The following is a 13322-nucleotide window of genomic DNA, read 5'->3' as shown; positions in this document are numbered from 1 at the left end:
TTTTCATCCCTGCCTTTATGAAAGTATCCATTATAGCATATCCTATATTGGCAGTACTTTTTTATGTGCACTCCTTCCCATAGGGTAGCTTTTTCACCCCCACACTGCAATTATTTTGTATTATTAATGAACTGTTGTATATTCTTATAGAAAGTGATAAAATTATTCCATCTTTCCAAGGTTATTTACTTGGAACCTAAATTAATACTTAATTTTGCAATGACGGAACTATAAGTACTTGTGCAAAAGCGATCCGGGGACGGTGTAAGCCCGGTATACAAGGAAACGGCAGTCTTGAGCATTTTCAAACGAAAGTGGATATACCTTACGTATATCAACTAGGGTGGAACCGCGGGCCAAAGCTCGTCCCTAGGCATTAGTGCCTGGAGACGTGCTTTTTTTATTTCATTTTTTAACCCGGCCTTATTTGGCGGATTGTTGTTTCCCTTATAGAAAGCAACATCCCTGAATTAGAGCTGAAAATTAAAGGAGTTGTTTTTCAAATGGCAATGGAAGAAATCGTAAATTTAGCAAAACACAGAGGATTTGTATTCCCAGGCTCTGAAATATACGGAGGGCTTGCAAACACATGGGATTACGGTCCCCTTGGTGTCGAACTGAAAAATAATATCAAAAAAGCATGGTGGAAAAAATTCATTCAGGAATCTCCGTATAATGTCGGACTGGATGCTTCCATTCTCATGAACCCGCAAACTTGGGTAGCTTCAGGGCATGTTGGAAACTTCAATGATCCTATGATCGACTGTAAAAATTGTAAAACACGCCATCGTGCAGACAAAATCATTGAAAATGCTCTTGAAGAAAAAGGGGTTGAAATGATTGTTGACGGCCTTCCATTTGAAAGAATGGCAGAAATCATCGATGAATATGAAATTGCCTGCCCTGACTGCGGCAGCCGTGATTTTACAGATATCCGCCAATTTAACCTTATGTTCAAAACTCATCAGGGAGTAACGGAATCATCCACAAATGAAATTTTCCTGCGTCCTGAGACAGCTCAGGGAATTTTCGTCAACTTCAAGAATGTTCAGCGTTCCATGCGTAAAAAAGTTCCATTCGGCATCGGGCAGATCGGAAAAAGCTTCCGAAATGAAATCACACCGGGTAACTTCACCTTCCGTACGCGTGAATTTGAACAAATGGAATTAGAGTTCTTCTGCAAACCAGGCGAGGATCTTGAATGGCACTCTTATTGGAGAGAATTCTGCAAAAACTGGCTCCTCGCATTAGGCATGAAAGAAGACAATATGAGACTGCGTGACCATGATGATGATGAGTTATCTCATTACAGTAACGCGACAACGGATATTGAATATAAATTCCCATTTGGCTGGGGAGAACTATGGGGAATTTCGGACCGTACGGATTTTGACCTTAAGCGCCATATGGAACATTCAAATGAGGATTTCCACTACATGGATCCTCAAACCAATGAAAAATTTGTACCATATTGCATTGAGCCATCACTGGGGGCTGATCGTGTTACGCTTGCTTATCTATGTGATGCATTTGAGGAAGAAGAACTAGAAAAGGAAACAAGAACGGTTCTTCGTTTCCACCCTGCTCTTGCTCCATTCAAAGCAGCAGTTCTTCCTCTTTCTAAGAAGCTTTCTGATGATGCTTTTAAGGTATATGAAGAGTTATCTAAAGACTTAATGATCGATTTCGATGAAACCGCATCTATCGGTAAACGCTACAGAAGACAAGATGAAATCGGTACTCCGTTCTGCATCACTTTTGACTTTGACTCTGTTGAGGACGGACAAGTAACAGTTCGCGACCGCGACTCTATGGATCAAGTACGTATGCCGATCAGTGAAGTTAAAGGCTTTCTGCAGGAAAAGGTTAAATTTTAAATAGAAAAAAAGCGAGCCGGGATGGTCTGGATAGACCGTGCCGGCTCGCTTTTTTTGTTTGTCAAAAACTTCTATGCATCTTGCTGCTTGAGCAATGCTGGTCACGCTATAATCAGGGTTTTCTTGTTTTGGTGTGCCGCGCTCTCGGCGGGGGGGTTCATCATCTTTGATTTTCCTGCTTTTAATGTACCTCGCTCTCCGGGCGGGGTACATCATCTTTGAGTTTCCTGCTTTTAATGTACCTCGTTCTCCGGCCGAGGTACATCATCTTTGAGTTTCCTGCTTTTAATGTACCTCGCTCTCCGGCCGAGGTACATCATCTTTGAGTTTTCTGCTTTTAATGTACCTCGCTCTCGGGGCGAGGTACATCATCTTTGTGTTTTCTGCTTTTAATGTACCTCGCTCTCCGGCCGAGGTACATTATCTTTGATTTTTCCACTTTTAATGTACCTCGCTCTCCGGCCGAGGTACATCATCTTTAAGTTTTCCACTTTTAATGTACCTCGCTCTCGGGGCGAGATACATCATCTTTAAGTTTTTTGCTTTTAATGTACCTCGCTCTAGGGGGCGAGGTACATCATCTATGTGTTTTCTGCTTTTAATGTACCTCGCTCTCAGGGCGGGATACATAATCTTAGATTTTCCTGCTTTTAATGTACCTCGCTCTCCGGCCGAGGTACATAATCTTTGATTTTCCTGCTTTTAATGTACCTCGCTCTCGGGGCGGGGTACATCATCTTTGTGTTTTCTGCTTTTAATGTACCTTGCTCTCAGGGCGAGGTACATCACAGTTGAGTTTCCTGCTTTTAATGTACCTCGTTCTTGGCCCGAGGTACATCACAGTTGAGTTTTCCGCTTTTAATGTACCTCGCTCTCGTTGAGAGGAACACCATATCCTGAGTTCCTGATTATGATGCTATACGCTCAAGGATCTGCAAAAATCTTGTTCCTTAGCTCTCAGTTGCAGCCTCGCATACTTATAAAATAAAACCCTAAAAATAAAAAAGCTGACAGCGTTTGCCGTCAGCTTAGTCACATGAGATCCTTCATTCTGTCCATCTGATCAAGAAATTTTCTTGACTTTAGAAAGAGCCCAGAGTTCTCGTCATAATAGGTGCGAATAATCTTTTTCAATTCCTCTTTAGTAGAATCCTTCAACGAAATCTTCCCCAACCGATTCATGTCAAAGTGATAAAACAGTCTAAGCAGCTTGATGGTTTGGGGCGAAACCTTATAATGATGGGGATCAGTTCCCAGACACCTATGGCATATGATTCCGTTTTCTTTAAACGAAAAAGAAAACTCACCTTCTGTTTCTCCGCATACTGCACACTTATCCAAAGAAGGATACAACCCTAAAACAGGGAGCATTTTCATTTCAAAGATATGAGTGACGATGTCCGGATCATATTCTTCATTTATATAAGTAAGGGTCTGAAATAGCATTTCAAACAAATAAGGATTCGGCTTCCGCTCTTCTGTACCTTTATCAATAAGTTCGACTACATAAGTGGCATAGGCGGTTTTGAACAAATCCTCCCTGATATGGCGCATGGAGGTAATGGTCTCAGCCTGCTGAAGAGTTCCCAGCCCGCTGCTCTTTTGGAACAAAAAGTACCCATATGTAAAAAGTTGGGAAACGGAAGATAACCGGCTGTTAGTTTTTTTGGCACCTCTGGCCATTACCCCCAATTTCCCATTCTCTCTAGAATAGATCGTTACTATTTTATTGGATTCACCATAGTTATTCGTTCTAATGACAATGCCTTCACATTTTTGCAGCATTCAGGCACCTCCCGAGTGATTTAGATGGATCGGGGGATAGCCCAGGTGATCAATCCATATATCTTCTAAATATAGGACACACAACATACTGGCTGCTCTTTGTTGACAGCCAGAAGATTACGGCTTAAGAGATGGGATGATCCAACTCCGCTAGTTCTTCATCAAATTCCAGAACTCCTTCGTCATCCGTTGACTCAAGTTCTTTGAAAAGTAAATATGTGTCTATGCTACCTGTTTGCGAAAATACTTTCCAGGTAAAGTCCAACATAAAAACCCCGCCTTTCATGTTTTAAACTAGCCACTTGCCTTGTGTTATTAGATTGACCTTCAGAAGGAAAAACATGAGACGTAAATATTGTTAATTTAACAGTATTTTACTTTTTAATAATCATCATTGAAACCAAAATCACGAAGGTTGGACAACTTATTGCGCCAGTCTTTCTGAACTTTCACCCAAAGTTCCAGATAGACCTTTGAACCAAGAAGGTTTTCGATATCAACTCTTGCCCGTTTTCCGATTTCTTTTAACATTCCACCCTGTTTTCCAATAATGATTCCTTTTTGTGAATCTCTTTCCACAACAATTGTGGCCATAACATCAATGACATTCCCATTGTCTCTGGTGGATATCTTTTCAATGACGACAGCAAGTGAATGAGGAATCTCTTCCCGTGTTAGATGAAGAGCCTTTTCACGGATTAATTCTGAGACGATGAACCTTTCAGGATGGTCTGTTACCTGGTCTGCAGGATAGTATTGAGGACCTTCCGGCAGTTCTTTGCGGATTACCGAAACCAAGGTCTCGACGTTATTCCCCTCAAGAGCGGAAATCGGGACAACGGCTGCGAAATCATGCAGAGCATTGTATTGTTCTATAAGCGGCAGGATGTCGTCCGGATGAAGCTGGTCGATTTTGTTCAGAACAAGAAATACGGGTGTTTTCACACCTTTCAGTTTCTCGATAATGAATTCATCGCCGCGGCCATACCCTTCTTCCGCATTAATCATGAACAATACAATATCCACTTCACGCAGAGTATTCTGGGCGATCTTCATCATGAAATCCCCAAGCTTATGCTTTGGCTTATGAATGCCGGGTGTATCGATGAATATCATCTGCGAATCATTTGTCGTATAAACTCCCTGGACTTTATTGCGTGTTGTTTGAGGCTTATCACTCATGATGGCAATCTTCTGTCCGATTACCCGGTTAAGAAAAGTTGATTTCCCTACATTTGGTCTGCCGATGATGGATATAAAACCTGACTTGTATACTTGTTGATCATTATTACTCATTTAAATCCTCCGGTGAAAATGCTCCTGGCAATATTTCTGCTACTGTTAACTCCTGTATATCCCCTTTTAAATTACTTAAAACCACTACCATGTCAGGGGGACAAAGTTCTGATATCACTTGTCTGCATGCTCCGCAGGGCGGTACCGGGCGGTTGGTATCGGCAATCACTGCCATTTTCGTATACTTCTTGTCACCTTCAGAATAAGCTTTGAACAGCGCTGTCCTCTCCGCACAGTTACACATGCTGTATGCGGCATTTTCAATATTGCAGCCATGGTACACTTTACCATCTTCTGTCAGAAGTGCGGCACCCACTCCAAACTTGGAGTACGGAACATAAGCTCTATCTCTTGCTATTTTAGCTTCTGCGATTAATTGTTCATTTTTCATATTTGATCTCCTTTGGTACCCACTTTCTATTTTACTACATCTTACGTAAAAAAAAATGGGCTGTTACTGTATTGTTATAAAATAGTTAGATAATTCTCACAAATGGACACCCTTACCATGTGTGTTAACCCATTTTATCCAACTATCACTTAGAATTCAAATTTCCTTCAAAGAAATCGGTTATAGAACCTTTATATCGCAAAATATCTCAGTGTTACTAGGAATAGTTGATCTTTCGTCCAGGTGTTGTCAAACATACCAACGAGAGAGAATATTCCGTGCTGCTTAATTATACCTTAAAATTGGATATCCAATCTCACTGGATTGCCCTCTTCAACGCTAAAATTACCTAAAAAAATGTATTCATTGTGTTTAAAATCTTCAGTCCTAATCCCGTGTCTGAAAATACTAGAAGAAGCGAACTGGTCAAATGGACAGGCAGTATGAAAGCTGGGTAACTTCAAAATGGAAGGATGGCCATTTGCTAAGACATATTTAAAGCGTGAAGAGAGACCGGTCATGAGCAGCCGCTATTGGACCTGGACGGCCGCTTGAAGAGTGCCTCAGTGAATATTATTGCTAAATAGTATTATGACATCGCTGAGAAAACAATTTACTTTAAGCTGGTCACACATTAACACTGAAAAGCAGTAATCGGATTCTAAATGTAACACCTTGATATCGTTTTCCGGCTTCACAAAAAAAGATTGCAGAGTCACCCTCTGCAATCTTTCATCTCATTTTACGATTTCCCACAGCTTTGGCAGGAATATCATGATACCGACCACAACGGCTCCCAGGGCGTAGCACAGAACAGCTCCTGCGGCTATGTCCTTGGCCTGCCCAGCCAGCGGATGGTATTCCTTCGTCACCAGGTCTACGGTCCGCTCAATAGCCGTATTGAGCATTTCCAAGGCAAACATCCCCGTAATCAAGAGGATAATGGCAATCCATTCCGGCAAGGAAATTGAAAGCACGAATCCTGCAGCCACTACTGCAATGGAGACCGTAAAATGCACGCGAAAATTCAGCTCTTCTGCAAAAACAAGCTTGATGCCCTTGAAAGCGAATTTAAAGGAGCGCAGGAATTTCCTTCTCCTTGAAGGTTTATCTTTGAAGTCCGTATCCATCAAGGATTTCCTTTTGCCTTCCAAACATCCTTTTTTCATCTTCCTCATTCATATGGTCATACCCAAGCAGATGGAGAAAGCCATGAAGTGCAAGGAAGCCCAATTCCCTTGAAAAAGAATGGCCGTATTCTTCTGCCTGTTCTTTTGCTTTTTCCACAGAGATGATGATATCTCCCAAGATACGCGGTATCCCATCTCCGATAATCTTCGTCTCATCTTCCCCAAGCTCTTCCATGGCGAATGATATTACGTCAGTTGCCTGGTCCTTATCACGATATTCTTTATTAATCTCTTTTATCCGCTCGTTCGTCACGAAGGATAACGTCAATTCACTTGCCGGCTCGACACTTTCCTGACCGGCTGCATAATTCAGCAGACTCTGTACAAGTTCTCTGTCTGATTCAACTAATTGATCGGTTTCATCAAGAAAATCTATTTCAAGATTCATGCGCAAGCTCCTTTCTGTTTGCTTCCGGATATTCAATCCTTGAGTGGAAAATTCCATTCAGCGTTTCACACAATGTTTTCTTTACTATATCCAATTCCTTAAGAGTTATATCACATTCATTGAATTGGCCGTCTTGAAGCCTGTCCTTCACAATGCTGTCTACAAGTTTTTTAATTTCATCGTTGGTTGGGCCCTTCATCGACCTCACAGCAGCTTCCACACTGTCCGCTATGCTGATGACAGCTGTTTCCTTTGTCTGCGGCTTTGGTCCCGGATATCTATAAGAGTCCTCATCCAAATCTTCATTTTCTTTTAAAGCTTTGTAGTAAAAGAATTTTAGAAGAGTCGTTCCATGATGCTGCTCGGCTATATCTATGAATTCTTTAGGAAGCTTATACTTCCGCAGCATCTCTGCTCCGTCGGCCGCATGATGGATGATGATATCCCTGCTCCTTTCAGGAGGAAGCTGATCATGCGGATTGCCGGTGTTCATTTGATTCTCAATGAAATAGTGGGGCCTGACCGTCTTGCCTACATCATGATAATAGCATCCCACCCTCGCAAGCAAGCCATTTGCCCCTATGGCTTCACAGGCTGTTTCAGCCAGGTTGGCTACCATTACACTATGATGATAAGTTCCCGGCGCCTCAGTAAGCAGCTTTTTCAGGAGTGGGTGATTCGGATTCGATAACTCCACCAGCCTCATTGCGGATAGGATCCCGAAGCCTGCTTCAAAAAATGGCAGGAACCCTATTGCCAGCACGGCAGAACCGATTCCCGAAACGAACCCGTACACCACAAAATAAGTGTATTCCAGGCTGGTGTAAGTGACACCGCGCAAAAAGAGAAGGAATAAGATAATCATGACGTTTACAAGTGATACAAATAACCCCGCCTGCAAAATATTCGTGCGGTTTTTCCGGCTTGACAGAAACAAAACCCCCGCAAGTCCGCTGAACATGATGTAGATGGCCATTTCTATATCGATTGCTCCTGAAATCTCGTAATGAAATACAATGCTTCCACATGCTGCAAGGATCATGACCATCAGCATGGCAATTCTTTCATTAAGCATGATTCTGATCAGCATCCCCGCCAGTGCAGCCGGGAACAGGAATCCAACCCTGTCCAAATCGAGCTCCTTCATCAAAGCAATGATTTTCATCAAGATGAGGCTGATGACGAAAACAAGGCTGAGAAGGATAAGCCTGTTCTGTTTTCTTTCTTCAGGGAGATCCCAATTATGGAAGTGATAATAAATAGCTCCAATGGCCAGGACAACAAAAATCCCAAGTCCGATAAACGGCTTAATTGGAGTTTCCGATGAAAGCAGTCCCAGGAGCTCCAGCTGCCTGTAATCCTCATGGGTGACCATCTTCCCTTGCTGTACAATGACTTCCCCTTCGATGATTTCTTCAGGTGCTACTTCTTCCATCGCCTGCTGCTGCTTCTGCTGAGTCAGTTCCTGGTTGAATACCTCGGTTGGGATAACCGCAAACCTGCTCAAGAATACAGCCGCCTCAATCATGGCAGGAGGAAGATTAAGCGCCCTTATCCTTGTATCCATTCTTTCATTGACTGCATATAAATCTTCTTCAAAGATCTTGTCACTCATGGTTGTCTTAATTTGGGAAACAACCGTCGTTTTGACACGCTGCAGTTCATCATCACTAAGCTGCAGCAGAGTGAGAAAAATGCTGTCCGGAATGCTTTGGGTAATATTTTCCCTTACATTAGCGTTCTTGGTCAGCTGGACTTTGAGATCAGCGAGTTTTTCCTCGACCGCAGGTTCAGCCTCTGTCTCTTCAGCGGCGTCAGCCGGCTCCTCAGCCTGTGAAGCGGCCGTTTCCTTACCCACATCTTTAATGATCCCGAAAATCGAATCTATGAGGGCTACCCGGTTCTCCACCACATCCTGCTGGCGGGTATACTGATTGGGCACTTCGTCAGCCGCCTCTTCCCTTTTCTTCTGTGTCAGCTCTTCATCCTTGATCAATTTAGGAGATCTGATTGTCACATCGGCAATTTCAAAAACGTTAACATCGTACTTCTCGGGTTTGACATTTCCATATAGAACTCCGTAAAGCAATAAACCCAGTAAGACAAATATAAGAAGTGTAAAAACTTTATAGCTCAATATCGAACGAATCTTATTGATATAAGGCTGAAACTTCATCAGAATCCTCCCGGCTGGTTTCAAGTTATGTATAGAGGTGAATTTTTCTATTAATTATGTAAAATGATAACAGTTTTTGTAGAGGATTGCACCCTCTATTTTCGCTTCTGTATTTCTTTCCCAGCTGCTCATTATAAAAAAACTGTCTGCAGGAAATCCCCGCAGACAGCAGTGTTTACATAGAATTTTTTTCATAGGCATTAATGATTTTTCCTACCAGCGGATGGCGGACAACATCTGTCTGCTCGAGATAAACAAATGAGAGCCCTTTGATTTCTTTAAGAATTTTTTCCGCTGCCACCAGGCCGGATTGCGCTCCCTTGGGCAAGTCGACTTGAGACCGGTCACCATTGATGATCATTTTTGACTCAAACCCAAGCCTGGTCAGAAACATCTTCATCTGCGCCTGGGTCGTATTCTGCGCTTCGTCCAGAATGACAAAGGCATCATCCAGTGTTCTTCCCCTCATGTACGCCAGGGGAGCAATCTCAATCGTTCCCCGTTCAATCAGCCGCTGGGTATGGTCTGCACCGAGGACATCGTTCAGGGCATCATACAGCGGCCGTAAATAAGGATCTACCTTTTCTTTCAGGTCGCCGGGTAGAAAGCCGAGACTTTCCCCTGCTTCGACTGCCGGCCTTGTAAGGATAATTCTTTTGACCATGCCATTCTTTAAAGCATGTACGGCCATTACGACTGCTAAATAGGTTTTTCCGGTCCCTGCAGGACCGATTCCAAAAACAAGATCATTATTACGAATGGCATGGATGTATTGGCGCTGCCCCAGTGTTTTTACACGTATCGGTTTGCCTTTTGCATTTTTCGTTATCTCTTCATTGTATAAGTCTTCGAAATACTCCAGTGTCCCCTGCTTTGCCATCTGCAGTGCATATGTGACATCTCGCTGGCTGATATTGATTCCTTTGCGGATGACAACAAGAAGCTTGTTCAGGATTTCCTGTGCCATCGAGACAGCTTGCTCTTCCCCTGAGATATAAACAGACTCTCCCCTGGTCACTATGGAAATTGATAATTCACTTTCCATTGATTTTAAATGTGAATCCGAAACGCCGAATAGAGCAATCGCTTCATTTGGATTATCAAGTTGAATGTTTGTGGTTTTCAATTCATCTGGCATTACTCAGTCTCCTTGAATAATTGGTTGTCCGACAGCTATGTCTTCTATTACTTTAAAGTGTACGTTTAACCTTACTTTACCATTTTCAATCTGTTCATGTAAAATTTTTTCACCGGTGACTTCCGCGTCTTCGGGAAGTTCTGCTTTCAAATTATTCCGCGCCAATTCCTTTGCCGTTATAACGGCCTCTTTTCTCGAATATTTTCTCGTAACGTCTTCCTTTTCTCTTACGGTTTTCTCAGTATAGGTAAGTGGCAGCTCCCATTTAAGGAACTTCAATTTGTGTTCATCTTGTTCATCAATACTCTTTTTATAGTCTATCTTTCCCCAACCCCAAATAGGTAACCGGAATTTACCGAAGGAAATATAATGCTTTACTTTTTCATCTCCGCTGAAAACTTCGAAATCCGTTTCCAGGGGCAATTCCACTTTGGTTATATACCACACTTCTCCGCGAATGACACCTTTCGCGGAGACGGCTTCTTTCTTTTCCTGGTCCTCTTTTCCGATTAGACCAGAAACCAGCAGCTGGCCTTTCTGTACATGGTCATTTACTTCGACCATAGGCATGCCTTCTTCTACAAAAACTTCCTTGATGACCGCTTTCTGTTCTGCCACTAAATTTCTGGCGCCGATCTCTTCTGCAGTTTCCGGCTCATTTTTTTCCACCACCTGAAAGTGGTAAGTTGTCCCTTTTAACTCCACACCAACCCATGTAATGTTGTTCATGCGGTTGGAAAGCTCACGCTGTATACTCTCCACATCAGGGATGGAAAATTGGAACTTTCCCTTTTTGATCCCCATCTCTTGAAGCTGCTTTTCAATTTCATATTGTGTTTGAGGGCTTGCCCCTTTTATGCTTATGCCCCAGACCATGTTCGATAAAAGGAGGATCATGACAAAAAATGAAATCCCGCCCAGTAGGAAACCACTGTTTTTCAATGCTCTTTTCCACAGAAAAGGAGACCCTTGTCCTCTTAGAAAAGTGACACGGCAGCCAAACTTCCTGACTGCACGCCTAAAGTTATGTAGATCATTGAGGGATAGGTAAAAGGTGAAGGTTTGTTCGCCCATTCTCTTCACTTGCCAAACCGCTATTTTTGATCGTGTCATTTCGTTAATAAATCTTTCAATGCCTTGTCCTTCAACCTTAACAAGCACTTTGCCTGTAAAAAACGTAATCCACTGGTTCTTCAAGTCAAACCCTCCTGTTCCGTTACTGTTCGAGATAAACGACTTCCATGATTTTTCCTTCCAACAGAATTTCCTCTGGGAGAATCATCTTTATAACAAAAGACTGGCCTTTTATCAGGAGCTGTCCCTGTTTAAGGAGCAGGCGTACTTCATCATCTGTGAAGGTCAAAAGCCCTCTGTGGTTTTCGATATAAATATGAATCTGTCCAATCATGGTGATGCGGGGAAGGTCCATCATGACATCTTCCGGAAGGTCCATTGTTTTGGTCATCCAATGGCGCGCCTTTTGAAACCATTTTTTCGCCATACAAAAAGAACCCCCTTTCATCTCATATTTATGAGATAAAAGGGGGTTTCATCACTGTTATTTTATTTTCAGCCCCGCCAGTTTCGTTTTTTGGCCCTTGGAGGCCCCAGCACTTCTGATAAAACGATCCCTTTAACAAGATCATCGCTTCCCAGGTTTCTGAGATTTACTCTGGCAGCCTTCTTTCTCGGGGAAGATTTACGTATTTTTACTTGCACACTTTCGGCACGCTGATTATAGACTTGCTCTTGAGACTTCAAGTCTGAAATGCGTTTCCTGGCCTCTTCCTGCTTCTCGAGGAACTTGTTCTTTCCTTGTGTTTGAATCGTTTCGACTCCTTTATCAAGGACAGTCTCGAGATCATTCGCGGCTTCTTCCCATACGGGGCCGGCATCAGATTCAGGACGCTGAGGCCGGGGAGACCGCGGGTCCTGGTCGGAAGGGTCCCGTTTCACCCTGTTGAAAAGCATACTGACCAGCCCGGCTATAACAAGAAATATCAGATTTTCCATAAAAAGATCCCCTTTCTCAGAAGAGAAGATCTATTCATCTTGGCCCTCTTCATTCTTATCACCAGTCAATTTGCCGATGGAACCTCTCATTTCTGTATCAGCATCGATATTCTTATAATTCATATAATCCATGACACCAATATTTCCAGATCTCAGAGCTTCTGCCATTGCAAGAGGTACTTCCGCTTCTGCTTCTACTACCTTTGCTCTCATTTCCTGGACTTTCGCAATCATTTCCTGCTCATTCGCTACCGCCATGGCTCTGCGCTCTTCTGCTTTGGCCTGGGCAATATTCTTATCAGCTTCCGCCTGCTCTGTCTGCAGCTCGGCACCGATATTTTTCCCGATATCCACGTCCGCAATATCGATCGATAGAATTTCAAAGGCAGTTCCAGCATCAAGGCCCTTGGTAAGGACCGTTTGAGAGATCATGTCAGGGTTCTCAAGGACTTTTTTATGATTAGTTGAAGAACCAATTGTTGAAACAATCCCTTCCCCTACACGAGCAACAATCGTATCTTCACCCGCACCACCGACAAGGCGGTCGATATTGGCTCTTACTGTAATACGCGCTTTTGCTTTTACTTCAATTCCGTCCATCGCCACACCGGCAATGAATGGTGTCTCGATTACTTTTGGATTAACACTCATCTGAACCGCTTCAAGTACGTCACGGCCGGCAAGGTCGATTGCAGCTGCTCTTTCGAATGTTAACTCAATGTTCGCACGATGAGCAGCAATCAAGGCATTCACAACCCGGTCTACATTACCGCCTGCAAGATAATGGCTCTCCAGCTGGTTTATGGTTACCGTAAGCCCGGCTTTATGCGCTTTGATCAAAGGGTTAATGATACGGCTTGGAATAACCCTTCTTAATCTCATCCCTACTAATGTGAAAATGCTAATTCTGACTCCGGCAGCGATTGCTGAAATCCACAGCATCACCGGCACGAACGTAAACAGGACACCCAATATTATGAGTCCGGCTACGACGGCTACTAAAATTAATATTGTACTTGCATCTAGAACCATTACTTTTCCTCCTTCAAATTGTACCAGTTATGTTTG

At 43.0% G+C, this 13322-nt stretch carries 13 protein-coding genes; 1 reads left to right on the top strand and 12 read right to left on the bottom strand.

Features of this window, described 5'->3' with window-relative positions; genetic code table 11:
- The first annotated feature begins 503 nt into the window (after positions 1 to 503).
- Complete coding sequence (locus FZC79_RS10020; RefSeq protein ID WP_148946662.1) at positions 504 to 1877, top strand: glycine--tRNA ligase; 1374 nt, start codon at positions 504 to 506, stop codon at positions 1875 to 1877.
- A gap of 1032 nt (positions 1878 to 2909) precedes the next feature.
- Here the strand turns inward: FZC79_RS10020 and recO are convergent.
- The 12 genes from recO to floA form a co-directional block, all read right to left on the bottom strand.
- Positions 2910 to 3662 (bottom strand): DNA repair protein RecO, encoded by a 753-nt coding sequence (recO, locus tag FZC79_RS10015; protein ID WP_148946661.1) that lies wholly within the window; start codon positions 3660 to 3662, stop codon positions 2910 to 2912.
- Positions 3663 to 3786: 124 nt separating this feature from the next.
- Entirely contained in the window at positions 3787 to 3930 is a 144-nt protein-coding gene (locus FZC79_RS10010; RefSeq protein WP_148937707.1) for a YqzL family protein, read from the bottom strand.
- A 113-nt stretch (positions 3931 to 4043) separates the two neighbouring features.
- A complete protein-coding gene (gene era, locus FZC79_RS10005; RefSeq protein ID WP_148946660.1) occupies positions 4044 to 4958 on the bottom strand; it encodes a GTPase Era in 915 nt (304 codons plus the stop codon).
- Positions 4951 to 5349 (bottom strand): cytidine deaminase, encoded by a 399-nt coding sequence (locus FZC79_RS10000; RefSeq protein ID WP_148946659.1) that lies wholly within the window; start codon positions 5347 to 5349, stop codon positions 4951 to 4953. The genes era and FZC79_RS10000 overlap by 8 nt, the downstream gene beginning before the upstream one ends.
- Before the next feature lie 737 nt (positions 5350 to 6086).
- Positions 6087 to 6479: a diacylglycerol kinase family protein gene (locus tag FZC79_RS09995; RefSeq protein WP_148946658.1), complete on the bottom strand. Its 393-nt coding sequence runs from the start codon at positions 6477 to 6479 to the stop codon at positions 6087 to 6089.
- The gene (gene ybeY, locus FZC79_RS09990) at positions 6457 to 6927 is read right to left on the bottom strand and encodes an rRNA maturation RNase YbeY (RefSeq protein ID WP_148946657.1); all 471 of its coding nucleotides are present in this window, start codon (positions 6925 to 6927) and stop codon (positions 6457 to 6459) included. The genes FZC79_RS09995 and ybeY overlap by 23 nt, the downstream gene beginning before the upstream one ends.
- Entirely contained in the window at positions 6917 to 9103 is a 2187-nt protein-coding gene (locus tag FZC79_RS09985; protein ID WP_148946656.1) for an HD family phosphohydrolase, read from the bottom strand. Before FZC79_RS09985 ends, ybeY begins: the two co-directional genes overlap by 11 nt.
- Before the next feature lie 175 nt (positions 9104 to 9278).
- Entirely contained in the window at positions 9279 to 10241 is a 963-nt protein-coding gene (locus FZC79_RS09980) for a PhoH family protein (RefSeq protein WP_148946655.1), read from the bottom strand.
- A gap of 3 nt (positions 10242 to 10244) precedes the next feature.
- Positions 10245 to 11438, bottom strand: a complete 1194-nt coding sequence (yqfD, locus tag FZC79_RS09975; RefSeq protein ID WP_148946654.1) for a sporulation protein YqfD — start codon at positions 11436 to 11438, stop codon at positions 10245 to 10247.
- Positions 11439 to 11457: 19 nt separating this feature from the next.
- Positions 11458 to 11742, bottom strand: a complete 285-nt coding sequence (gene yqfC, locus FZC79_RS09970; RefSeq protein ID WP_148946653.1) for a sporulation protein YqfC — start codon at positions 11740 to 11742, stop codon at positions 11458 to 11460.
- 68 nt (positions 11743 to 11810) lie between these two features.
- Positions 11811 to 12254 carry a hypothetical protein gene (locus tag FZC79_RS09965; protein WP_148946652.1) on the bottom strand — a complete coding sequence of 148 codons (444 nt, stop codon included), beginning with the start codon at positions 12252 to 12254 and terminating at the stop codon, positions 11811 to 11813.
- 30 nt (positions 12255 to 12284) lie between these two features.
- Positions 12285 to 13286 (bottom strand): flotillin-like protein FloA, encoded by a 1002-nt coding sequence (gene floA, locus FZC79_RS09960; RefSeq protein ID WP_148946651.1) that lies wholly within the window; start codon positions 13284 to 13286, stop codon positions 12285 to 12287.
- Between the last annotated feature and the right edge of the window lie 36 nt (positions 13287 to 13322).

It is taken from the genome of Rossellomorea vietnamensis (genome assembly GCF_008180615.1).
In the GTDB taxonomy this organism is placed as follows: domain Bacteria; phylum Bacillota; class Bacilli; order Bacillales; family Bacillaceae_B; genus Rossellomorea; species Rossellomorea vietnamensis_D.
Note: the sequence above shows the minus strand (reverse complement) of the source record. Positions and strands in the feature narration are given on the sequence as shown.